This is a genomic window from Actinoallomurus vinaceus (assembly GCF_039542055.1).
Taxonomy (GTDB): domain Bacteria; phylum Actinomycetota; class Actinomycetes; order Streptosporangiales; family Streptosporangiaceae; genus Actinoallomurus; species Actinoallomurus vinaceus.
The window spans coordinates 214,491-238,339 of sequence record NZ_BAABHK010000012.1; the positions used below are offsets into that span (position 1 = coordinate 214,491).

General features: G+C 70.3%; 22 protein-coding genes. 13 read left to right on the plus strand and 9 right to left on the minus strand.

What is annotated here, in order from left to right:
* Positions 1–10 precede the first annotated feature (10 nt).
* The 7 genes from ABEA24_RS35570 to ABEA24_RS35600 all read right to left on the minus strand — a co-directional run bounded on the left by ABEA24_RS35570 (position 11) and on the right by ABEA24_RS35600 (position 7,402).
* The gene (locus tag ABEA24_RS35570; RefSeq protein ID WP_345436647.1) at positions 11–310 is read right to left on the minus strand and encodes a 5'-nucleotidase C-terminal domain-containing protein; all 300 of its coding nucleotides are present in this window, start codon (positions 308–310) and stop codon (positions 11–13) included.
* Between the two features lie 82 nt (positions 311–392).
* Positions 393–2,906, minus strand: a complete 2,514-nt coding sequence (locus ABEA24_RS35575; protein ID WP_345436649.1) for an ABC transporter permease — start codon at positions 2,904–2,906, stop codon at positions 393–395.
* On the minus strand, positions 2,903–3,697 hold the full coding sequence (locus ABEA24_RS35580; protein ID WP_425551276.1) for an ABC transporter ATP-binding protein: 795 nt from the start codon (positions 3,695–3,697) through the stop codon (positions 2,903–2,905). The genes ABEA24_RS35575 and ABEA24_RS35580 overlap by 4 nt, the downstream gene beginning before the upstream one ends.
* A 157-nt stretch (positions 3,698–3,854) precedes the next feature.
* Positions 3,855–4,532, minus strand: coding sequence for a response regulator (locus tag ABEA24_RS35585; RefSeq protein WP_252783550.1), 678 nt, complete (start codon positions 4,530–4,532; stop codon positions 3,855–3,857).
* Positions 4,533–5,720: a sensor histidine kinase gene (locus ABEA24_RS35590; RefSeq protein ID WP_345436652.1), complete on the minus strand. Its 1,188-nt coding sequence runs from the start codon at positions 5,718–5,720 to the stop codon at positions 4,533–4,535.
* Positions 5,721–5,795: 75 nt separating this feature from the next.
* Positions 5,796–6,425 carry a 3'-5' exonuclease gene (locus tag ABEA24_RS35595; protein WP_345436654.1) on the minus strand — a complete coding sequence of 210 codons (630 nt, stop codon included), beginning with the start codon at positions 6,423–6,425 and terminating at the stop codon, positions 5,796–5,798.
* Positions 6,426–6,487: 62 nt separating this feature from the next.
* A complete protein-coding gene (locus ABEA24_RS35600; RefSeq protein ID WP_345436656.1) occupies positions 6,488–7,402 on the minus strand; it encodes a RecB family exonuclease in 915 nt (304 codons plus the stop codon).
* 95 nt (positions 7,403–7,497) lie between these two features.
* Between ABEA24_RS35600 and ABEA24_RS35605 the strand changes: the two genes are divergently transcribed.
* From ABEA24_RS35605 to ABEA24_RS35665, 13 genes are all read left to right on the plus strand, one after another.
* Positions 7,498–8,628, plus strand: coding sequence for a site-2 protease family protein (locus tag ABEA24_RS35605; protein ID WP_345436658.1), 1,131 nt, complete (start codon positions 7,498–7,500; stop codon positions 8,626–8,628).
* 9 nt (positions 8,629–8,637) lie between these two features.
* A complete protein-coding gene (locus ABEA24_RS35610) occupies positions 8,638–9,567 on the plus strand; it encodes a tRNA (adenine-N1)-methyltransferase (protein ID WP_345436660.1) in 930 nt (309 codons plus the stop codon).
* 238 nt (positions 9,568–9,805) lie between these two features.
* Entirely contained in the window at positions 9,806–11,578 is a 1,773-nt protein-coding gene (arc, locus tag ABEA24_RS35615; RefSeq protein ID WP_345436662.1) for a proteasome ATPase, read from the plus strand.
* A 380-nt stretch (positions 11,579–11,958) separates the two neighbouring features.
* Positions 11,959–13,473, plus strand: a complete 1,515-nt coding sequence (gene dop, locus ABEA24_RS35620; RefSeq protein ID WP_345436664.1) for a depupylase/deamidase Dop — start codon at positions 11,959–11,961, stop codon at positions 13,471–13,473.
* 233 nt (positions 13,474–13,706) lie between these two features.
* Positions 13,707–13,916, plus strand: coding sequence for a ubiquitin-like protein Pup (locus ABEA24_RS35625; protein WP_252844060.1), 210 nt, complete (start codon positions 13,707–13,709; stop codon positions 13,914–13,916).
* A gap of 321 nt (positions 13,917–14,237) precedes the next feature.
* Positions 14,238–15,125, plus strand: a complete 888-nt coding sequence (locus ABEA24_RS35630; protein WP_345436669.1) for an endonuclease VII domain-containing protein — start codon at positions 14,238–14,240, stop codon at positions 15,123–15,125.
* 168 nt (positions 15,126–15,293) lie between these two features.
* Positions 15,294–16,097, plus strand: a complete 804-nt coding sequence (gene prcB / locus ABEA24_RS35635) for a proteasome subunit beta (RefSeq protein WP_345436896.1) — start codon at positions 15,294–15,296, stop codon at positions 16,095–16,097.
* Between the two features lie 49 nt (positions 16,098–16,146).
* Positions 16,147–16,887, plus strand: coding sequence for a proteasome subunit alpha (gene prcA / locus ABEA24_RS35640; protein ID WP_345436898.1), 741 nt, complete (start codon positions 16,147–16,149; stop codon positions 16,885–16,887).
* Between the two features lie 133 nt (positions 16,888–17,020).
* Positions 17,021–18,379: a Pup--protein ligase gene (pafA, locus tag ABEA24_RS35645; protein WP_345436671.1), complete on the plus strand. Its 1,359-nt coding sequence runs from the start codon at positions 17,021–17,023 to the stop codon at positions 18,377–18,379.
* An 87-nt stretch (positions 18,380–18,466) separates the two neighbouring features.
* Positions 18,467–19,822: an FKBP-type peptidyl-prolyl cis-trans isomerase gene (locus ABEA24_RS35650; RefSeq protein ID WP_345436673.1), complete on the plus strand. Its 1,356-nt coding sequence runs from the start codon at positions 18,467–18,469 to the stop codon at positions 19,820–19,822.
* A 7-nt stretch (positions 19,823–19,829) separates the two neighbouring features.
* Positions 19,830–20,756, plus strand: coding sequence for an FKBP-type peptidyl-prolyl cis-trans isomerase (locus tag ABEA24_RS35655; protein WP_345436675.1), 927 nt, complete (start codon positions 19,830–19,832; stop codon positions 20,754–20,756).
* Positions 20,757–20,833: 77 nt separating this feature from the next.
* A complete protein-coding gene (locus tag ABEA24_RS35660; RefSeq protein ID WP_345436677.1) occupies positions 20,834–21,550 on the plus strand; it encodes a helix-turn-helix transcriptional regulator in 717 nt (238 codons plus the stop codon).
* 33 nt (positions 21,551–21,583) lie between these two features.
* Entirely contained in the window at positions 21,584–22,048 is a 465-nt protein-coding gene (locus tag ABEA24_RS35665) for a DUF3291 domain-containing protein (RefSeq protein ID WP_345436679.1), read from the plus strand.
* A gap of 71 nt (positions 22,049–22,119) precedes the next feature.
* Here the strand turns inward: ABEA24_RS35665 and ABEA24_RS35670 are convergent, their stop codons facing one another.
* Together ABEA24_RS35670 and ABEA24_RS35675 are read right to left on the minus strand one after the other, a co-directional pair.
* Entirely contained in the window at positions 22,120–22,569 is a 450-nt protein-coding gene (locus tag ABEA24_RS35670; protein WP_345436681.1) for a hypothetical protein, read from the minus strand.
* 182 nt (positions 22,570–22,751) lie between these two features.
* Positions 22,752–23,819, minus strand: coding sequence for a DUF3866 family protein (locus ABEA24_RS35675; protein WP_345436683.1), 1,068 nt, complete (start codon positions 23,817–23,819; stop codon positions 22,752–22,754).
* Between the last annotated feature and the right edge of the window lie 30 nt (positions 23,820–23,849).

Consider the following 23,849-nt stretch of genomic DNA (forward strand, 5'->3'; position numbering starts at 1 on the left):
CCGCGCCGGGTCAGCGGACCAGAGTGACCCGATCCTGGCCCGACGGGCCGACCGTCACCTTCTCGCGCAGGTAGGCGATGAACTCCTCATGGTCACGCCCGTTGCGGTACGGGTCGGTGAAGGAGGCCAGGGCGGCGTAGCCGTCCGCGCCGATGAGCGTGTACCCGAGCCCGGCGACGCGGTAGGACCTGGCGAGGTCCAGCGGCCGGCCGTCGATGAGGAACCTCATTGGGTCCACGCGCTGCCCGATCGGCCGTGAGACGTCGAACGTCGCGCGCACGTTCGCCGAGAAGGCCAGCGGGCCGTACACCGTGGTGCCGTCCGTCTACTGAACGCCCCGCGAACACGGCGGGTCCCGGCCGGAGGACCGGCCGGGACCCGCTCGTGGACCGCTACTCGAAGGCGATCGCCCTCAGCACGTCCATGCGGGAGGCCCGCCAGGCCGGCCAGAGCGCCGCGAGGACGCCGATGACCGCCGCCAGCACCACGTAGCCGACGAGAGTGGAGACCGGCACGCTCAGGACGTTCACACCCTGATCGCTGACCGCCCGCTGCACGCCGACCCCGAAGACCACCCCGATGCCGATGCCGAGCACCGCGCCGAACAGCGCGATCAGAACCGACTCCAGACGGATCATCCGGCGGGTCTGCCGGCGGCTGGTGCCGATGGCCCGCAGCAGCCCGATCTCCCGCGTCCGCTCGATCACCGACAGCGCCAGGGTGTTGATGATCCCGAGCCCGGCGATGATGATCGACAGCGCCAGCAGCACCGTCAGCAGCGTCACGAACTGGTCGACGCTCTTCTGGACGCTCTTCTTCACGTCCGACTGATCCTGCACCTGCAGGTCGGGGAAGGCGCTCAGCGCCCGCTCGATGCCCTTCTTCGTGGCGGCGTCGGCCTTCGCCGTCTTGATCATCAGGCCGTTGCCGGTCGGGCGGTCCGTGTGCGCCAGGTAGGCCGGCAGCGCCAGCACCCGCGAACCCAGGAGCGGGTTCTTGGCGTACACGCCGGCGACCCGCACCGAGGCGGTCTTACCGTCGGGGAAACGGGCGGGGATCGTCGACCCCACCTGAAGATGGTCGGAGGTGGCGGTCGGCTCGTCCACCAGCAGACCGTCGTCGCCGAGCTCCGCCGAGCCGGACACCAGCGACAGCCGGGCCGCCCGCTTCAGGTCCTCGGGGCGGTCGGTGGCCAGGAACGACTCGGCCTTCTTCCCCGCCGCGAACCGGCCCGCGTACAGCGCCGTGACCAGCTCGACCCCGGGCACGGACCGTACCGCCTGCGCGGGCTCCGCCGGGCTGAACGCCCGCGCCGTCGCGGAGACGAAGTAGTCGGCGGCGAAGCTCTTGTCGACCTGCCGGGAGATCGACGCCTTCGCCGACGCGCTCATCACGTTGATCCCGCTGACCAGCGCCAGCCCGATCATCAACGCCGACGCGGTCGCCGCCGTACGGCGTGGGTTGCGCAGGGCGTTCTGCCTCGCCAGGCGGCCCGGAGTGCGGAACACCCGCGGGTAGACCGAGCCGATCACCTTCACGACCGGACGCGCGATCACCGGCGCGAGCATCGCCACGCCGAGGAAGACCAGCCCCAGGCCCACGCCCAGCAGCGCCAGCCCCGACCCGCCGAGCCCGAGCCCGGCCAGCACCGCGCCGGCCACGGTCACCAGCGACCCGACCAGCACGCGGATCCGCAGCGACCGCTGGGGCATGGCGACGTCGTCGCGCATCGCGGCGACCGGCGGGATCTTCGCCGCCCGCCGGGCGGGGAAGTAGGCCGCCACGACCGTGACCACCATGCCGACCGCGTACGACCAGAGCACCGGCTTGTACGTGAAGGTCAGCCCGCCCCCGAACTCGGCGCCGATCGCGTTGAACAGCTGCCGCAGCAGCAGCGCGAGGCCCACGCCGGCGGCCAGGCCGATCGTCGAGCCGACGAATCCGACGCCGATCGCCTCGCCGAGCACCGCGCGGGTGACCTGCCGGCGCGAGGCGCCCACCGCGCGCAGCAGCGCCAGCTCGCGGGAGCGCTGGGCCACCAGCATCGAGAAGGTGTTGAAGATGATGAACGCGCCGACGAAGATCGAGATCACCGCGAACACCAGCAGGAACGTCCGGATGAACGACAAGATGCGCCCGACTTCGCTCTTGTTCTCGTCGCGCATCTTCGTGCCGGTGATCGCCTCGTAGTCCGGCGACGGCAGCACCCGCTGGATCCGGTCGCGCAGCGCCGTCTCGGAGACGCCGCCCTGCGCGGTCACGGTGATGTCGCTGAACCGTCCCGGCTTCAGCAGCAGCCGCTGCGCGGTGCGCTGGTCGAACGCCGTGACCGTGGCGCCCATGAGGTTGCCGGAGTCGACGATCCCGACGACCGTGACCGTCTGCGGCGGTCCCTGGATGATGACGCGGGTCTGATCCCCGACCTTCAGGCCGGCCTTGGCGGCCGCCTTGGCGTCGATGGCGACCTCGCCCGGCCCGGTCGGGCCGCGCCCCGCCTTCATCGGGAAGTCCCTGTTGTCCGGGTCCCAGTCGGTGCCCAGCTGCGGCGCCCCGGATCCGCCGACCACCTTGCCGTTCTTGCCGACCACGGCGGCGAAGCCGTTCACCGAGCCGTGCACCCGTCCCACGCCCGGCACCTTGGCGACGGTCGCGGCCAGGGATGCGGGGAGCGTCGGCGCCTCGGCGCCGTTCTGGCCGTCCCCGCCGTCGACGACCTTCTTCGGCCGGACCTGCACCGCGACGCCCTTGCCCGTCTTGGAGAACAGCTGGTCGAACTGGCGGCTCATCGTGTCGGTGAACACCAGGGTCCCGGCGACGAACGCCACCCCGAGCACGACCGCGAACGCCGTCAGCGCCAGGCGAAGCTTGTGCGCGACCAGGTTGCGCACGGTGACCTTGAGTATCACCGGGAGCCGACCCCCGGCAGCTCGAAGCCCTTCATGCGCTCCAGGACCTTCTCCGCCGTCGGATCCGCCATCTGGTCGACGAGGCGCCCGTCAGCGAGGAACAGCACCAGGTCCGAATAGGCCGCCGCCACCGGGTCGTGCGTCACCATGACGACCGTCTGGCCCATCTCCCGCACCGCGTTGCGCAGGAACGACAGGACCTCCGCGCCCGAACGGGAGTCCAGGTTGCCGGTCGGCTCGTCCGCGAAGATGATCTCCGGGCGGCCGACCAGGGCACGGGCGCACGCCACCCGCTGCTGCTGGCCGCCGGACAGCTCGCTCGGCCGGTGCTTCAGCCGGTCACGCAGCCCGATCGTGTCGATGATGGTGTCCAGCCACGCCTGGTCCGGCTTACGGCCGGCGATGTCCAGCGGCAGCGTGATGTTCTCCAGCGCCGTCAGCGTCGGCACCAGGTTGAACGCCTGGAAGATGAACCCGATCCGGTCCCGCCGCAGCCGCGTCAGGCGCTTGTCGTCCAGCCGGGTCAGGTCGACGTCGCCGATGACCACCCGCCCGGCGTTCACCGAGTCCAGGCCCGCCATGCAGTGCATGAGGGTCGACTTTCCCGAGCCGGACGGCCCCATGATCGCGGTGAACCGGCCTGCGGGCAGATCCACCGACACTTCGTTCAGCGCGACGACCTTCGCGTCACCCCGGCCGTACTCCTTGGTGATCCGCTCGGCGCGCGCGGCCGGCGCGGCGACGGCGGGACCGGGCGGACCGCCGGTCACGGGGGAGGGGAAATCGGTCACGGGAAAGGCTCCCTGCTCGCATGTCGGGGGGTGTCGCAGATGAGACTAGGGCGCGGCGCGAATGGTTTCGTCGGCCCAGCGAACGGAGCATGTTTCCACCCCCAGACGGAGCGGTGCGGCGGTCTCCTCCCGCAGGAGGAGACCCGCTCGGAGGAGCTCAGCCCTGACCCGGCTGGGTGAGACCCGTCTCGTAGGCGAACACGACGGCCTGCACACGGTCCCGCAGCCCGAGCTTGGCGAGGAGGTTGCCCACGTGGGTCTTCACCGTCGTCTCGCTGACCACCAGCTCCGCCGCGATCTCCGCGTTCGACAGTCCCCGGGCGACGTGCCGCAGCACCTCCAGCTCCCGCTCGGTGAGCATCCGCAGCCCCCGCGGTGGCGCCGTCTCCCGCACCGCCGGCAGCCGCGTCGCGAACTTGTCCAGCAGCCGCCGCGTCACGCTCGGCGCGACGATCGCGTCACCGGCCGCCACGATCCGGATCGCGGTCACCAGATCCTCCGGCGGCGCGTCCTTGAGCAGGAACCCGCTGGCCCCCGCCCGTACCGCCTCGACGACGTACTCGTCCAGGTCGAACGTCGTCAGGATCAGCACCCGCGGATCGTGCGTCGCCGCACCCTCCCGGACGATCCGCCGCGTCGCCTCGATCCCGTCGACGCCCGGCATCCGGATGTCCATCAGGACCACCTCCGGCAGGAGCGTCCGGGTGAGCTCCACCGCCTGCGCGCCGTCACCGGCCTCGCCCACCACCGCGATATCCGGCTCCCCCTCGAGGATGAGCCGGAAGCCGGTGCGCAGCAGCGGCTGATCGTCGACGAGGAGCACCCTGATCGTCACCTAGACCTCCAACGGGAAACGGGCGCGGACCTCGAAACCACCGCCGGAACGCGGCCCGATCCGCAGATCGCCACCATAAAGGGCGACACGTTCGCGCATGCCCACCAGCCCATGCCCACGGCTGCCGTTGGACTGCCCGAGTCCGGCCGCCAGCCCCCGGCCGTCGTCCTCGACCTCCACCGTCAGGTGGCGGTCGGTGAAGTGAATGCGCACCCACGCGCGCGCCTGCGGGCCCGCGTGCTTCAGCGTATTGGTCAGCGCCTCCTGGATCAGCCGGAACGCCGCGAGGTCGACGCCCGGCGACAGCGACCGGCTCTCCCCCTCGATCCACAGCTGCACCTGCAGCCCCGTCTCCCGCAGGTGATCCACCAGCTCGCCGACGTCGCTCACCCCCGGTTGCGGCGACAGCTCCCCGCGCACCGGCTCGGCCTCCGTCCGCAGCACCCCCACCAGCCGCCGCATCTCGCCCAGCGCCGTACGCCCCATCTGCTCGATCGTCGTCAGCGCGTCCCGCACGGCGTCCGGATCCCGTTCGAGGATCCGCCGCGCCGCACCCGCCTGCACGGTCATCACGCTGACGTGGTGGGCCACCACGTCGTGCAGTTCCCGCGCGATGCGCGAACGCTCCTCCGTGCGCGCCGCCCGCGCGTCGGCCTCCCGCGCCCGCTCCAGACGCCGCGCCCGTGCCTCCAACTCGTCGAGGTACGCACGGCGCAGCCGCAGGCTCCGCCCCAGCCACCAGATGCCGATGAACAGGATCGAGTTGGTCACCGTCGGCCAGAAGCCGGCGCCCATCGAGACCAGCATCGCGATCAGCGCCGCCAGCGTCGCCGTACCGGCCGGAAGGCTCGTCGCCAGCCCGCGATGCGCCGCGACCGTGTACGTGGCGATCAGCAGGGCCACCGCGGGCGCCGAGATGTCGTACCCCGTCGCCGACAGCACCACGCACACGCCCGTCGCGAGCCCCAGCACCACGACCGGGATCCGCCGCCGCACCGTGAGGGTCAGCAGGGCCATGGTGCTCAGCAGGAGGCTGAAGACGTCCGGCCGCTTCCCCGACGCGCCGCCGTCTCCCTGAAGCACGACCGCGGCCAGGAAGGTCGCCGCCAGTAGAACGGACATCAGCGCATCCGCCATGATCGGATGCGCCTCCAACCACGCGCGGCGACCACGGATGAGCTCGGACACACCCACACGTTAGGGCGTGTGGCCGGATGTGGCCCCCTCCTGCGCGCGGATCCCGCCTCCTCCTGCGGGATGAGGTCACCCGTCCTCCGGGCCCTTCCAGGCCATCAGATTCTGCAACAGCTCGGCCTGCTCCACCGCGTCGTCGAGCGCGTTGTGCGTGTGCGGCCGCCGGGACAGCAGATGACGCGGCATCCTCCCCTTGACCGACCGGGCCACCGTCTCCCCGGACCTGGCGGCGTACAGCGTCTTGAGGTCCAGGAAACGCGAGTGCCCGAACGGCGACCCCGTCGCGGAGAACCTCACGAAGTACCAGTAGAGGAACATCCAGTCGAAGCCGAGCGGATAGGCCACGAACACCGGCTTGCCGCCCTCCGCATCGGCGACCGACCGCACCCATCCGGCCGCCGCCGTCATCGCCTCCGCCGGATCACGGCCCTCCCGCAGCAGACGATCGCGGTCCAGCCCGCTGACGGCCAGCGCATCCGCGTCGTACTCGTCACTGATCGGCCGCAACTCGGCGTAGAACGTCGTGGCCTCCGGATCCCGGCGCGCCAACGTCCTGCCGTCGTACGTCGCCGCCACCGCCAGCCCGAAACTGATCATCGAGTACGGGCCGGGGATCGGACCGTCCGCCTCGACGTCGGCGGAGATGTACACGTCCGGAGCAGGCCGGCTGAGCGATCGCAGTGTCTCGTTCCGGCTCATACCGCCCGATCATGCCGGTCACCGGCTGCCCGGTCACCCGATTTTCCGGCGCCGCCGCGCCCTCACACGTCGTCGCGCGGATCCCGCGGGGACACCTCGTCCCGCAGCGCGGCCGCTCCGGCGGCCCCGGCCGGCAGCGGCGGCGGCTCGCCCCCGAACGACGGGCAGCGCTGCTGATGGTCGCACCAGTCGCACAGCCGGCTCTTGCGCGGCCGCCACTCACCGGAGTCCATCGCCCGCCGGATCGCCTGCCACAGCGCGTCGACCTTCCGCTCGGTCGCCCGCAGGTCGGCCTCGTCCGGGGAGTAGCGCAGGACCTCGCCGTTGCCGAGATACATCAGCTGCAACAGCCGCGGCACCGTGCCCCGCAGCCGCCACAGCACCAGCGCGTAGAACTTCATCTGGAACAGCGCCCGCGCCTCGAAGTCCGCGCTCGGCGCCCGGCCCGTCTTGTAGTCGACGACCCGCACCTCACCGGTCGGAGCGACGTCGAGCCGGTCGATGTAGCCCCGCAGCTGCAGCCCCGAATCCAGCACCGTCTCCACGTACAGCTCGCGGCTCGCCGGCTCCAGCCGCCGCGGATCCTCCAGCGCGAAATAGCGCTCGACCATCGCCCGCGCCTCCGCCAGCCACTCCGCGCGGGCCGCCTCGTCGTCCGCACCGTCGTCCGTGCCGTCGAAGAGCGTCGCCAGCTCCGGCTCCTCGGCCAGCAGCCGATCCCACTCCGGCCCCAGCAGCTCCAGCGCCGCCGCCGGCGTCCGCTCCGCCGCCGGGATGTCGTACAGCCGCTCGAGCACCGCGTGCACGAGCGTGCCGCGCACGGCCGCCGGACTCGGCCGCTCGGGGATCCGGTCGATCACCCGGAAGCGGTACAGCAACGGGCACGTCATGAAATCGCCCGCCCGCGACGGGGACAACGTGCCGATCACGCTGGCGTCGCCGCCCGAACGGGCCGCGCCGGTCTCGATGGCCGTCATGCCCGCAACCCTAGGGGAGACCTGCGACAGAATCGCCGCAACCGCGCCTCGCGCCCTTAGGCCGCCTTGACGACCCGCCGCGTAGCATTCCGAACGTGGCAGACAGCACCCCCCGCGACGGCGAACGCCCCACACGCCCGGGAATCCTCATGGGGCGGCCGTTCGGCATCCCGGTGTACGTCTCGCCGACCTGGTTCATCGTCGCGATCATCATCACGGTGATGTTCGAGCCCACCGCGCTGCGCATCGTCAACCGGCCGGAGAGCTTCCTCGTCGCCTTCACCTACGCCGTGCTGCTGTACGCGTCCGTGCTCGTGCACGAGCTCAGCCACTCCGTCGTCGCCCGCGGATTCGGCCTCCCCGTGCGCGCCATCACCCTGCACATCCTCGGCGGCGTCTCCGAGATCGAACGCGAGCCCCGCACCCCCGGCCGCGAGTTCGCCGTCGCGGCCGCCGGCCCGGTCCTGTCCCTCGCCCTCGGCGCCGGCGGCTTCGCCGTCCTCCACCTCGTCACCCTGCCCCCGGTCGGCGAGCTGCTCCTCGAGGCGCTCACCGTCGCCAACCTCATCGTCGGCGTCTTCAACCTCCTGCCCGGGCTGCCCCTCGACGGAGGCCGCATCGTCCGCGCCGGCGTGTGGAAGATCACCGGACGGCAGCGCACCGCCACCGTCACGGCCGGCTGGATCGGCCGGGGCGTCGCCATCGCCGTCCTCGCCTTCAGCGCCGCCATGTCCGTCACCGGCGGCAACCACTGGCTCACCGTGCTGTGGGGCGCCCTCGTCGCCTCCTTCATCTGGATGGGCGCCGGCGAGGCCATCCGCGTCGCCGAGCTGCGCGAGCGCATCCCCCTCCTCAACGCCCGCACCCTCGCCCGCCGCGCCGTCCGCGTCCCCCAGGACACGCCCCTCGCCGAGGCCATCCGCCGCGCCCGCGAGGCCCGCGCCGGCGCCATCGTCGTCATCGAACCGGACGGCGCCCCGATCGGCATCGTCAATGAGAGCGCCGTCAACGCCACCCCCGAGCACCGCCGCCCCTGGGTCGACGCCGCCACCCTCACCCGCACCCTCGACCCCGGGCTCATCCTCCCCGCCGACATCGCCGGCGAGGACCTCCTCGCCGCGATCCAGCGCGCCCCCGCCACCGAATACCTCCTCGTCGAACCCACCGGGGAGATGTACGGCGTGCTCGCCACCGAGGACGTCAGCCGTACCGTCGCGAAGCCGTAGCCTTAGAACATGACCGAACCCTCCACCGCCGGTTCCCGCATGCCCAAGGTCCCGCACGGGCCGTTCCGTCCCGGCGACCGGGTTCAGCTCACCGACCCCAAGGGCCGCATCAACACCATCACCCTCCAGCCCGGCAAGCTCTACCACAGCCACAAGGGCTCCATCCCGCACGACGAGATCATCGGCAGCCCCGAAGGCAGCGTCTTCCGCTCCTCCGGCGGCACCGAGTACCTCGCCTTCCGCCCCCTCCTCTCGGACCACACGCTGCGCATGCCGCGGGGCGCCGCCGTCGTCTACCCCAAGGACGCCGCCCAGATCCTCGCCGCCGCCGACATCTTCCCCGGCGCCCGCGTCGTCGAGGCCGGCGTCGGCTCCGGCGCCCTCACCTGCTGGCTCCTGCGCGCCGTCGGCGAACACGGCCACGTCTCCTCCTACGAGCGCCGCGCGGACTTCGCCGAGATCGCCCGCGCCAACGTCGAGGGCTACTTCGGCGCCCCGCACCCCGCCTGGACCCTCACCGTCGGCTCCCTCGAGGACGTCCTCGCCGACACCGACGTCGACCGCGTCGTCCTCGACATGCTCGCCCCCTGGGAATGCCTCGACGCCGTCGCCAAGGCCCTCGTCCCCGGCGGCATGGTCTGCGCCTACGTCGCCACCACCACCCAGTTGTCCCGCGTCGTCGAGGCACTCCGCGAGCACGGCACCTTCGCCGAGCCGTACGCCTTCGAGACCCTCGTCCGCTCCTGGCACGTCGAAGGCCTCGCCGTACGCCCCGACCACCGCATGGTCGGCCACACCGGATTCCTCGCCACCGCGCGGCGCCTCGCCGACGGCGTACGCCCCCCGGCGCGCCGCCGGCGCCCCGCCAAGGGCGCCCATGCCGAAACCGAGACGACGCCCCGGGAACCCTCCACCGAACCCGATCTGTCCGGAGAGTGACGAGAATCTCTCCACCCCGAACGGCCCTGTCCGAACGCGAGGACTTGCGCCGTTCGGCCCGCGAAGCGATCTTTTTGTCCGAGACCGGGGGCTTCCACCGCAGGTCCTCCACCCCACAGACCTGCCACTTCATCCAGAACATGGTTCCCACGTCACGACACGAGTACCCACCGGCCAGGTTACGGAGGCGCTCGGGATAGGTAGGGTTTCAGGTAGGTCGTCGTCTCTGCCTGAGGAGGTGACGAGCGTGGCCGCTCGTGACGATGCCGGGGCGCGTAAGGCGCAGCACGAAAAGGAGGTCCGCGACCTCCAGACGCAGGTCTCCTTCCTGGAGGAGGAGATCTCCGTGCTGCGCCGCAAGCTCGCGGAGTCCCCCCGACAAGTTCGTGTACTCGAAGAGCGCCTTCACGAGGCGCAGGCAAGTCTGGCCGCCGTAACGGGCCAGAACGAACGTCTCGTGGCGACTCTCAAGGAAGCCCGAGAGCAGATCATCGCTCTGAAGGAGGAGGTCGACCGGCTCGCGCAGCCACCGTCGGCCTTCGGGACCTTCCTCGCCGCGCGCGAGGACGGCACGGTCGACATCTTCACCGGTGGCCGCAAGCTGCGGGTGAACGTCAGTCCGGGCATTGAGGTCGACGAGTTGCAGCGTGGCCAGGAGGTCATGCTCAACGAGGCGCTCAATGTCGTCGCCGCGCTCGAGTTCGAGACGCAGGGCGAGGTCGTCATGCTGAAGGAGGCCTTCGAAGACGGCGAACGCGCCCTCGTGATCGCGCACGCCGACGAAGAACGCGTCGTCAAGCTGGCCGAGCCCCTGCGCGGAGTAGCCCTGCGCGCCGGCGACTCGCTCATGCTCGACACCCGATCCGGATACGCCTACGAGAAGATCCACAAGGCGGAGGTCGAGGAGCTCGTCCTCGAAGAGGTCCCCGACATCTCCTACCAGGAGATCGGCGGGCTCGGGCCGCAGATCGAGCAGATCCGCGACGCCGTCGAGCTGCCCTACCTCCACGCCGACCTGTTCCGCGAGCACCAGCTCCGTCCCCCGAAGGGAGTCCTGCTCTACGGCCCGCCCGGCTGTGGCAAGACCCTCATCGCCAAGGCGGTCGCCAACTCCCTCGCCAAGCAGGTCGCCGAGAAGACCGGAGCCGAGGGGAAGAGCTTCTTCCTCAACATCAAGGGCCCCGAGCTGCTCAACAAGTACGTCGGCGAGACCGAGCGGCACATCCGCCTCGTGTTCCAGCGGGCCCGCGAGAAGGCCTCCGCGGGTACCCCCGTGATCGTGTTCTTCGACGAGATGGACTCCATCTTCCGCACCCGCGGATCCGGTGTCTCATCCGACGTCGAGAACACCATCGTCCCTCAGCTGTTGTCGGAGATCGACGGCGTCGAGGGCCTGGAGAACGTCATCGTCATCGGTGCCTCCAACCGGGAGGACATGATCGACCCGGCGATCCTCCGGCCCGGCCGCCTCGACGTGAAGATCAAGATCGAGCGTCCGGACGCCGAAGCGGCCAAGGACATCTTCTCCAAGTACATCCTTCCGGGCCTGCCGTTCCACCCCGACGACCTCAAGGAGCACGGCAGCTCGATCGACGCCACCGTCGACGCGATGATCCAGCGGGTCGTCGAGCGGATGTACAGCGAGACCGAGGAGAACCGCTTCCTGGAGGTCACCTACGCAAACGGTGACAAGGAGGTCCTGTACTTCAAGGACTTCAACTCCGGAGCGATGATCCAGAACATCGTCGACCGGGCCAAGAAGATGGCCATCAAGGACTTCCTCGACAGCGGGCAGAAGGGCCTGAGAGTCACCCACCTTCTCGCCGCCTGCGTCGACGAGTTCAGCGAGAACGAGGACCTGCCCAACACCACCAACCCCGACGACTGGGCCCGCATCTCCGGGAAGAAGGGCGAGCGGATCGTGTACATCCGCACCCTCGTCTCCGGAAAGCAGGGCACGGAGGCCGGGCGTTCGATCGACACCGTCGCGAACACCGGGCAGTACCTCTGACCCAGCACCACCCCGTGGCGGCCGGAACACCCGTTCCGGCCGCCACGCGGCATTTCCGGCACCCGTACGGCCGCGGACAGCGCCGCGCCGGACTCCTATGGCCGCAGCCGGGCCGCCTCGCGCACGAGACCGCGTCCGGCAGCGCTTCGGCGGAGTCTGCCGGGTAATGCCGCACCCGGCCGCGTCAGGCGCGCCCACAGCCCCCGTACGCCGCCGCGACGGCTGCCCCGGACACCTTCCCCGTCCCGGTCCGCCCGCCGCCCCAGCGGGCCCGTGATGACCGCATGCGGGCACCCCCACCCCGCTCTCACGACGCGTTTCGCATCACGATCCCGCCGCGCCGCGCTGGACCACCGCCATCGCGCACTAGGCTCGGAGCTATGAGCGTGCGGCGGGTGATGGGTATCGAGACCGAGTACGGCATTTCCGTGCCCGGTCAGCCAGGGGCCAACGCGATGGTGACCTCCTCACAGGTCGTCAACGCGTACCTCGCGGCATCGGCGGCGAAGGCCAGGCGGGCGCGGTGGGACTTCGAGGAGGAGAACCCCCTCCGCGACGCTCGCGGCTTCGACCTCGCACGGGAGGTCGCCGACCCCTCCCAGCTGACCGACGAGGACCTCGGGCTGGCCAACGTCATCCTGACCAACGGGGCCCGCCTCTACGTCGACCACGCCCACCCGGAGTACTCCACGCCCGAGTGCACCAACCCCCGGGACGCCGTCATCTGGGACAAGGCCGGAGAGCGCGTCATGGCCGACGCCGCCGCCCGGGCCGCCCGGGTCCCGGGCACCCACCCCATCCAGCTCTACAAGAACAACACCGACAACAAGGGCGCCTCCTACGGCTGCCATGAGAACTACCTCATGCGCCGGGAGACGCCGTTCTCCGACATCGTCCGGCACCTCACGCCGTTCTTCGTCACCCGGCAGGTGGTCTGCGGTGCCGGCCGGGTCGGCATCGGCGTGGACGGCCGCGGCGACGGCTTCCAGATCAGCCAGCGGGCCGACTTCTTCGAGGTCGAGGTCGGCCTCGAGACCACCCTCAAGCGCCCCATCATCAACACCCGTGACGAGCCGCACGCCGACCCGGAGAAGTACCGCCGGCTGCACGTCATCATCGGCGACGCGAACATGAGCGAGGTCTCCACGTACCTCAAGCTCGGCACGACGGGCCTGGTCCTCGCCATGATCGAGGACGGCTTCCTCACCGTCGACCTGTCGGTGGACATGCCCGTCGCCACCCTGCGGGCGATCTCCCACGACCCGAGCTGCAAGCACCTGCTCACGCTGCGCGACGGCCGCAAGATGACCGCCGTCCAGCTGCAGATGGAGTACCTCGAGCAGTCCCGCAAGTACGTCGAGGACCGCTTCGGCAGCGACGTCGACGACCTGACCACCGACATCCTCGCCCGCTGGGAGTCGGTCCTGCAGCGGCTCGGCGAGGACCCGATGCAGCTGTCCCGCGAGCTCGACTGGGTGGCCAAACTCGAGCTTCTCGAGGGCTACCGCAGCCGCGACGGGCTCGACTGGTCCCACCCGCGCCTGCAGCTCGTCGACCTGCAGTACTCCGACGTCCGCGCCGAGCGCGGCCTGTACAACCGCCTCGCCGCCCGCGGGCGCATGGAGCGCATCGTCACGGACGCCGACATCGACGCGGCGATCGAGAACCCACCCGAGGACACCCGCGCTTACTTCCGCGGCCGCTGCCTGCGGCAGTACGCCGACTCCGTCGCGGCGGCCTCCTGGGACTCGGTCATCTTCGACGTACCCGGCCGGGAGTCCCTGCAGCGGGTCCCGACGCTCGAGCCGCTGCGCGGCACCAAGGCGCACGTCGGGGCGCTCCTGGACCGCTGCCGCACCGCCGCCGACCTCGTCGCCGCCCTCACCGGCGAGTGACCCGCGCCCGCCCGTACGCCCTCCTCGGCGCGCGTACGGGCGGATGCCCAGGTGGGTGGCGGCTGTGATCGCTGCACAGTTGTGACGGTTATGACCGTTTCGCGGAGATCGCTACTGGCGATAACGGCGTCAGAAGACCAACCGTCGATCGGCGTGGCACACGGTGCGTGATCCACTCCATGTCGGCGGGCGACGATAGAGTCAAGGTCTCGGCACGAACGGGAGGATCACTCATGGCAACGAGGGACACCGGCGGTCAGAAGCAGACGACCCGGCGCGAGGAAGAGGTCGACGAGACCCAGGCCGCGCCCAGCGAGGACGTCCAGGAGCGCCAGGAGAAACTGACCGACGACGTCGACGCAATTCTGGACGAAATCGACGAGGTCCTAGAGGAAAATGCGGAGGAATTCGTCCGTAGCTACGTCCAAAAAGGCGGTGAATGACCGCATATGTCCGATTCGGGGGAGTCGAAAAGGTGTCCTGATTGCGGGCAGTTAAAATCTGCCTCTGAGTTCGGGAGCAATAAGCGCATGGCCGACGGCCTTGCGCGTTATTGCAAAGAATGCTTCAGGGCTCGTTCGAAGGCGAGCTACCGCAAGCGGATGGATGCGCAGGGCAAGGCGGTGCGGGACCGTCCGGACGTGCCGGACGGCTCTAAGTACTGTCCACGCTGTGGGGAGATCAAGAGTCTCTTCGAGTTCGGGAGTAACCGAGCGGAGAAATGCGGGCGGGCGGCTTACTGCAAGCCTTGCCACAATTCCGTGATGGCCGAACAGAAGATCAAGCAGCACGGAAGTACGCGAAATTATCACCTCAAGCGCCGCTACGGACTTACCGAGCAAGAGGTCGAGGCGCTTTCCAGAAAGCATGGGGAACTGTGCCTGATCTGCCTGCACCGCCGGTCGTTGCACGTCGACCACGATCACGCCACCGGTGAAGTGCGGGGCTTGCTCTGCTTCAGTTGTAACGGCGCGCTCGGTCAGTTCAAGGACGACGCCGCGGTCATGCGACGGGCCGTGGACTATCTCGAGGGCAGGCTGGTCGAGCCGTACCGGCCGGAAGCACGGACACGGGGCCGCTCCCGAGGCGGATCCAAGAGTCATCGCCACTATCACCTGACCGGGCGCTACGGGATCGGTGCGGATGAGGTGGACCGAATGATCGACCGGCAGGGTGGTCTTTGCCTGATCTGCCGTACGGCCGCCACAGCGCACATCGACCACGACCACGTCACCGGGGTCGTACGGGGCGTCCTGTGCGGCGACTGCAATTCAGGGATGGGGCAGCTTCGGGACGATCCGTGGGTGGTGCGGCGGGCGATCGAGTACCTCACGGGCGGGCTGTCGGGGCTTTCGCTTACCGGGGACGGCGGCTATGAGGTGGCCGTCGTGCGGCCGCGTCGATCGGAGGGGGTCGTCGATCCCGGCTGGGAGTTGGGGCGGGCGTGCACAGACGATCTCGCGCTGCTGCACGCGATGGCCGAGGGGGACTCCGAGGACCCTTGGGAGACGGATGTGATGGTTGCGAGTGCGGAGCCGTCGGAGTCGCGGTTTCCCCCGCTGGACCTGAGGGATCCGGGGTTCCCCGATCTAGAGGCGTTGCCGCGGGAGCCACTGGGGCCGCCGGAGTACGTCTTGACGTCCGCTCACTGAGGGAGTCGGGTTCGCCCTGGGCGGACGGGGGCAGGGATCACGCGGAATGCGCCTGACGTCGCAGTGACAGTAGGGTCTGAGTTGCGGAGGCGCATCGCATCCGTTGCCTTTGGAAGGAGTCGTGTGACGTCGCAAGGTTCCGCGCCGGGGCGTCTGCCGGGCGCGTTCATGAGCCAGGGCCCCCCGTCGTTCACCGAGTTCCTGTCGTCGTACTCGCCGGGGCTGCTGCCGGGGACGCGTGAGCTTCCGGCGGGGGTGTCGGCAGGGGACCAGATCCCGCACGGCACGACGATCGTCGCGATCACGTTCCCGGGCGGTGTGGTGATGGCGGGCGACCGGCGGGCGACCGCGGGCAATGTGATCGCTCAGCGGGACATCGAGAAGGTCTACCGCGCCGACGAGTACTCCGCCGTCGCGATCGCCGGTACCGCGGGCATCGGCCTCGAGGTGGTGCGCCTGTTCCAGGTCGAGCTGGAACACTACGAGAAGATGGAGGGCCGCACGCTCTCGCTGGAGGGCAAGGCCAACCGGCTGGCCACGATGGTCCGGGGCAACCTGGGCATGGCCCTGCAGGGGCTGGTGGTCGTGCCGTTGTTCGCCGGTTACGACGAGGATCGGGACAAGGGCCGGATCTTCAGTTACGACCCGGCCGGCGGGCGTTATGAGGAGCACGATTTCTACAGCATCGGCTCCGGGTCGGTGTTCGCCAAGGGCGCGCTGAAGAAGCTGTTCCGGGCGGATCTGGCGGAGGAGGACGCGGCGATCGCCTCCCTCCAGGCGCTGTACGACGCGGCGGACGACGATTCGGCCACCGGCGGTCCGGACCTGGCGCGCCGCATCTTCCCGGTGGTCGCCGTGGTCACCTCCGACGGGTACCGGCGGCTGCCGGACGAGGAGGTCGGTGGTCTGGCGGAGCGGGTCGTCGAGGGGCGGATGCAATCGCCCGGCGGGCCGTCGGCTCCGCTGCTGTAACGTCCGCGATCTAGTTGTGAACGAGTAGTAAGGAACGCCACCGGTGTCCATGCCGTTCTACGTGTCGCCCGAACAGCAGATGAAGGACAAGGCCGACTACGCGCGTAAGGGCATCGCGCGCGGCCGTAGCGTCGTCGTGCTGCAGTACGACGACGGCATTCTGTTCGTGGCCGACAATCCGTCCCGTGCGCTGCACAAGATCAGCGAGATCTACGACCGGATGGCGTTCGCCGCGGTCGGCAAGTACAACGAGTTCGAGAACCTCCGTCAGGCCGGTGTGCGCTACGCCGACGTCAACGGGTACATGTACGACCGCCGTGACGTGACCGCGCGGGGCCTGGCGAACGCGTACGCGACGACGCTGGGCACGGTGTTCACCGAGATGAACAAGCCGTACGAGGTGGAGCTGGTCGTCGCGGAGCTGGGTGAGGACGCCGCCTCGGACCAGATCTACCGGCTGACCTTCGACGGGTCGGTCGCCGATGAGCACGGTTACGTCGCGATGGGCGGGCAGGCCGACCAGGTCGCGGCGGCGCTGCAGGAGCACTACGAGGAGGGGCAGCCGCTGGCGCGGGCGCTTCGGCTGGGGGTGCGGGCGCTGGAGCGGCAGGACGCCGACCGGCACCTGGAGGCGGAGCAGTTGGAGGTCGCGGTGCTGGACCGGAACCGGACGCACCGGTTGTTCCGGCGGTTGCCGGCGGCGCGGATCCGGGCGCTGCTGGAGGAGGCGGAGTCCGCCGAGACGCAGGGTGAGCCGGATTCCGGGGCCGGGGACACCGCCGCGGAGTGACGCGTGGTGCCGCCCGTCGTGCCCTTCCGGGGCGCGGCGGGCGGCCTCTTTTATTGATCTACAACGTAAAGGCCGTAGCTCGTGGTAGGTGATCTCTACCAACGGCGGCCTTCGGACGCATAGCCTTGCGGATGTGGATAGGCGCATCTTCGGGTTGGAGAACGAGTACGGCGTAACGTGCACCTTCCGAGGGCAGCGGCGGTTGTCACCCGACGAGGTGGCGCGGTACCTGTTCCGTCGGGTGGTGTCGTGGGGCCGTAGCAGCAACGTGTTCCTGCGCAACGGGGCACGGCTGTACCTCGATGTCGGCAGTCATCCTGAGTACGCGACGCCCGAGTGCGACAGCGTCGACGAACTCGTCGTGCACGACAAGGCGGGGGAGCGGATCCTGGAGGGTCTGCTCGTCGACGCCGAGCGACGCCTCCGTGAGGAGGGCATCGCGGGTGACATCTACCTGTTCAAGAACAACACCGATTCGGCCGGCAACTCCTACGGCTGCCACGAGAACTACCTCGTCGGGCGGCACGGCGAGTTCGGCCGGCTGGCCGACGTGCTGATCCCGTTCCTCGTCACACGCCAGATCATCTGCGGCGCCGGCAAGGTGCTGCAGACTCCCCGGGGCGCGGTCTACTGCGTGAGCCAGCGCGCCGAGCACATCTGGGAGGGCGTGTCGTCCGCGACGACGCGGTCGCGGCCGATCATCAACACCCGGGACGAGCCGCACGCGGACGCGGAGCGGTTCCGCCGGCTGCACGTCATCGTCGGCGACTCGAACATGAGCGAGACGACGATGCTGCTCAAGGTCGGCGCGACGGACCTGGTGCTGCGCATGGTCGAGGCCGGGGTCGTGATGCGCGACCTGACGCTGGAGAACCCGATCCGGGCGATCCGGGAGGTCAGTCACGACATGACCGGCCGGCGGAAGGTGCGCCTGGCCAACGGCCGGGAGGCCAGCTCGCTGGAGATCCAGAAGGAGTACCTCGACAAGGCACGGGAGTTCATCGACCGGCGCGGCGCGGACCCGGTGGTGCTGCGGGTGCTCGACCTGTGGGAGCGGACCGTGCGCGCGGTCGAGACCGGTGACCTGGACCTCGTCGCCCGCGAGATCGACTGGGTGACGAAGTTCCAGCTGATCGAGCGGTATCGGCGCAAGTACGACCTGCCGTTGAGCTCGCCGCGGGTGGCGCAGCTCGACCTCGCCTACCACGACGTGCACCGCGGCCGCGGCCTGTACTACCTGCTGGAGCGCAAGGGCGCGGTCGAGCGGGTGGCCCGGGACCTGGACATCTTCCAGGCCAAGTCGGTGCCGCCGCAGACGACGCGGGCACGGCTGCGCGGGGAGTTCATCCGCAAGGCGCAGGAGAAGCGGCGGGACTTCACGGTCGACTGGGTGCATCTGAAACTGAACGACCAGGCACAGCGGACGGTCCTGTGCAAAGACCCGTTCCGGTCGGTCGATGACCGCGTCGACAAGCTGATCGCGGGAATGTAGCGGCCATCTCACGCTACCTTTAGATGCCCGCTGACAGGGTGGGGGCCTTGTCGCGATAGTCGTCGTACCCGCGGAACGGTGGAGAAGATGTCTGAAGTCAAAGGCCGCGCGCAGACGCGTACGGACGAGCCGCAGGACGCCGAGGGGGCGGACGCCCCGGCGGCGGACGCCCCAGCGGGCGGCGAGCCCGGAGCCGCCGAGCGGCCCGAGACGGAGGACGCACGGGCGGAGACCGAGGAGCCACAGGACACCGTGGGTGAGCCCGAGAACGAGGCGGAGAAGGCGGCCGAGGACGCCGACGCGACCGACTCCGACGCCGGCTCGGGCGACGACGACACCGACGATGACACGGACGACGGGCCGAAGAGCCGGTTCGCGCATCCGGACCCGATCAAGCTGAAGATTCCGGCGGCCCAGGAGATCACCCGGACCGATTTCACGCCGCACGCGCTGGGCGCCAAGGGCCGGGGCGCGCCGCGCTCGGGCACCCGCGCACAGGCGAAGCGGCGCAGGATCCTGTTCGTGACCGCCGCCGTGGTGCTCATCGGCGTGGCGACCTCCGCGGCGGTCTGGTACGAGACGCTCCCGCCGCCGTCGGTGAAGGTCACGGGCGCGTTCGGCAAGTCGCCGACGATCAAGGTCCCGAAGGACAAGCCGAGCGTCAAGCGGCAGGTCGTGGAGGCGGTCCACGGGTCGGGCGCCGCCGTGGCCAACGGCGACCTGGTGGTCGCCCAGCTGGTCGCCTACAAGTGGGGCGCCAAGGGCGGCGGCAAGGAGCTGCTGAACACCTACACGAAGAAGCAGCCGATCATCGGGCAGTCGGGGCAGCTGACCGGCCTGTCCGCGCTCGACAAGGCCCTGGTCGGGCGCAAGGCGGGCACGCGGCTGGTGATGACCCTGCCGTACCAGGAGGTCGGCGACCAGATCGCCCAGTCGCTGCAGCTCGCCAAGACCGACGACTTCGTCGTCACGGTCGACGTGCTGAACGCCTTCGGCAAGACCGCGTCGGCGCAGGGCACGCCGCAGAAGGTCGACGATCCCAAGCTGCCGACGGTGACCGCCGGAGCGGCCGGCGCCGCACCGACGGTCAAGATCCCGTCCACGGACGCCCCCGACAAGCTCCAGGTCAAGACCTTGATCCAGGGCAACGGGCCGGTGGTGCAGAAGGGCCAGACGCTGGTCGCGCAGTACCACGGCGTGCTGTGGCGCAACGGGCAGGTCTTCGACTCGTCCTGGAAGCGCGGCGCGCCGGCGTCGTTCCCGATCGGCGTCAAGCAGGTCATCCCGGGCTGGGACACCGGCCTGGTCGGTCAGAAGGCCGGCAGCCGGGTCCTGCTCGTGGTGCCTCCGAAGGAGGGATACGGCTCGCAGGGCTCCCCGCAGGGCGGCATCAAGGGCACCGACACGCTGGTGTTCGTCGTCGACGTCCTCGGCTCGTTCTGATCGCCCGGTGTCCGGAGGTTCGCGCATGCGGCGGGTGGCCGCGCTGGCGGTGCTTCCCCTCGTCGCCGTCACGGCGTGCAGTGGGGGCGGCCTGCCCGACGGCCTGAAGGTCGCCGGTGTCGTGGGCCGGCAGCCGACGGTGACGATCCCCGGGTCGTCACCGTCGGGGAAGCTGAAGATCGAGACGCTGCGCAAGGGCAAGGGCTCGAAGGTGACCGACGGCGATCTCGTGGTCGCCAACTACGTCGGGTACCGCTGGAACGGCGGTGACCACAAGCTGGTCGCCAGCAGCTACGACGCCGGGCGGCCCGCGATGTTCCCGTACGGCCGCCTGGTCACCGGCCTGAACAAGGCACTCGAGGGCCAGCGGCCGGGCGGTCGGGTGCTGGCGGTCGTCCCGCCGAACCAGGGGTACGGCGCGGGCGGGTACGCGCCGTGGCAGATCGGCGCCGGCGACTCCATCGTCTTCGTGCTCGACGTGATCGCGACGTATCACAACGGCGCGAGCGCGCAGGGACAGCCGCAGCCGCAGAACGACCCGGCGATGCCGCAGGTGACGTCCGGGGCGACGCCGACGATGAAGATCCCGTCGACGGCGCCACCGGGGCGACTGCGGATCCGGACGATCGTTCAGGGGAGCGGTCCGCCGGTCCAGGCGCACCAGCTCGTCGTCTTCCACGATCTCGGGCAGATCTGGCGGACGGGCAAGGTGTTCGAGGACTCGCGGGGCCGGGGACGCCCGGACTCGGTGGTGGCCGGTGCCGGTCAGATGATCGATGGTTGGGATCGCGCGGTGGTCGGGCAGCGGGTCGGCAGCCGCGTGCTCGTCGTGATCCCCTCGAAGGACGGCTACGGCGCGAAGGGACACGTCGCCTCCGGGATCAAGAAGAACGACACCCTGGCCTTCGTCATCGACGTCCTCGCGGCGTACTGACGTCCCGCGCGAGGAGGGCCGTCGGCGGTCGCCGTCCGATGCGCGGGAGCGTTCCGTGCCGTCCCTAGACTCGGCGTGTGGACGACGTCGAGGCCATCGCGGCCCTGCAGGACCCGGTACGCCGGAGGCTCTACGAGTACGTGGCCGGGCAGGCTCACGACGTGGGCCGCGCGGAGGCCGCGGACGCCGCCGGCGTCCAGCGCACCCTGGCCGCGTTCCACCTCGACCGGCTGACCGAGGTCGGTCTGCTGGAGGCGGTATTCCGGCGGCCCGCCGGGCGCACGGGCCCGGGGGCCGGGCGTCCCGCGAAGCTGTACCGGCGTTCGGCGGCGGAGCGGGTGGTGAGCGTGCCGCCGCGCGACTACCGCGCCGTGGCCGCGCTGCTCGCCGAGGTCGTGGAGACGGTCGGCGGCGAGGAGGTCCTGGAACGGCTCGCGCGGGTCCACGGCCGGTCCGCCGGAGCCGCACCGCCCGAGGCCGCTCAAGCCGAACCACGGCCCGAGGACGGTACGGGCGCGGCTCCGGACGGGGCCGGGGACGAGGTGGGCGACCGGGTGGAGGCCGCGCTGGCGGCCCGGGGATACGAGCCGTACCGCGAAGGCGGGCGGCTGCGCCTGCGCAACTGCCCCTTCCACGCGCTGGCGGCGGAGTTCCCGCCTCTGGTCTGCGGGATGAACCTGGCGCTGCTGGAGGGCCTCGTGGAGGGCCTGGGGGCGACCGGGGTGGTGGCGCGTATGGATCCGCGGCCGGGGGAGTGCTGTGTGGTGCTGGATTCTAAAAATAATGAGAGTTGACATAGAGCCTGGAGTGATGGTCTGCTGGCGCCCATGACCGACCACCACTTGGCGCAGTTCAACGTGGCCCGCCTCCGCGCGCCCCTCGACGCCCCGGCGATGGCCGAGTTCCTGGCCCTCTTCCCGCCCATCAATGCCCTGGCCGACTCGGCGCCCGGGTTCGTCTGGCGACTGACCGACGGTGAGGCCGACGACGCGACGAGCATCCGGCCCTACGGGGACGATGTGATCATCACCATGTCGGTCTGGGAGTCGCGCGAGGCGCTGTGGGACTTCACCTACCGGTCGGCGCACCTCGACGCGCTGCGGCGGCGCCGCGAGTGGTTCCTGCGCATGGCGGAGCCATACGTCGTCCTGTGGTGGGTCCCGGCGGGCCGGATCCCGTCGCTGGAGGAGGCGCGGGAGCGTCTGGAGCGGGTGCGCCGTGACGGCCCCGCACCGGAGGCGTTCACGTTCCGGCAGATGTACGACCCGGTCGGCGACCTCGTCCAGATATGATCTACAGCGTAAAGGCCGTTACCGAAGGCGCCGGAGCATACACTCCGGCGCCTTTGTGCTCTGTTGCCGTTTCACCACCCATGGGAAACGCCGACGTTGGTGCTGGTGTTACTGATCCCGAAATTGTTCGACACCACACTGACGTTCCGGTTCACATTCCCCCCGAAGCCGCCGAACCCGCCGCCGCGGAACCCGAAGTCGCGGAAGCCCGCACGGTGGAAGCCTCCGTGTCCGAAGCCGAATTCGTGGGAGCCCCCGAAGTGCCGGAAGCGGTGATGCGGGAAGAAGCGGTGGTGATGGCGGAAGTGGTGGTGACGGAAGTGGTGAGGGTGCCGGAAGTGACGGTGTCGCCACCACCAGCCGTCGCCGTACGGCGCGCTCGCGCTCACCTGGGCCGCGACGGTGCTGACGTGCGTCGGCGCCGCGGTGCTCTGGGCGGACGCGGGCGAGGTCATGAAGAGCGTGCCGGCCGTCACGGCGATCGCCGCCAGGCCGGCAGAGGCGCTGGTCCTGCTGGGCACGGTGTTCTCCTCGCTGCCGGAAAAGCGGGAAGGCCGGTAGGGATATGCTCCTCTCTCGGGATATGGCCTTCGACTTCCAGCATCCTCCGGCGTTGTACCGGTAAAACAATCAAACGGTAATGAGAAGGACATTTCCGTGCGGCTTGGGCGATTCTCGACTTAGGATCTATGCCATAAAGGCGTCACCTTAGGAGATTTGCGACATGACGGCCCGCGGCGGCCACCGCCAGGAACCCCGCGCGGTCCTCGTCCAGGCCCCGGCCCATGGTCGACACCCGTACCGGCGAGTCGCGCACCGCCTCCTCCAGCCCGTCCACGGACACGGTGACGAGCTCGTGCCGCTCGCCGAGCGGCTTCGCCTCGGCCCGCACCCGGTCACCGAACGCGCCCGGCAGATCCGGCACGACCACCTGCGCCCGCGCCAGCGCGACGCGACCGTAGGCGGTCAGGCTGTGGTGGGAGATCCCCTGGTGGCGCTCACGGGCGTCCGCCTCGCTGACCCGCAGGGACGCGACGGGGCGACCCTCCAGGACGGCGGCGGCGTTCACCGCCTCACCGGCCGACACGCCCGAGAAGCCCCACCGGGTGCCCGTGCCGAGGTTGCCGGGGCCCTGCGCGACGATCGCGACCTCGGCGTCGAGCACCAGCCGCGCGGCGAGCAGGCCGGTGTGCAGGGTCACCGCCTCCAGGTCGCCGCCGAACGCCTGGCCGACGGTCACCGTCGCGGCCAGCGCCCCGGCCTCGCGCAGCGCCGCGATCGTCCGGGAGAACCAGGCGGGCAGCGCGCCGCCGTCCGGCATGACGTAGACGACGCGGGTGCCGGGGCGGTCCAGGTGCAGTCCCGCGATGATCGCCGGCAGCGCCGAGTGCAGGTCGGCGACGACGACCGGCATGCCGGCGACCGACTCGGCGTCGCGCAGAACCTCGTGGTGTGCGGAGTCCTGCTCGTCCGCGCCGAGCACCGTAGCCTGCAGCGGGGTGTAGCGTGCCTTGACCAGATGGCCTGGACCGGACGGATCGGGCGGGAAACGGTCGGGTACCGCCACCACCATCGCGTACCCTCCGGTGCCAAGCCCCATCGCGAGCGCCGTCGTGTTCAGCAGCACGGTGTCGCCCGGGCGGGGCCGTCCCACCAGCGCCGGATAGGCCAGGGCGCGTGCTTCGCCGTCGTCGATCGTGACGTCGAGTTCGACCGCTCCGGGCCATTCGCGGCGTATCTTGACAACCGTGCCTTTGCGCCATCGGATCACCCGCCAACGGTAGCGTCGGAGGCCACGGGG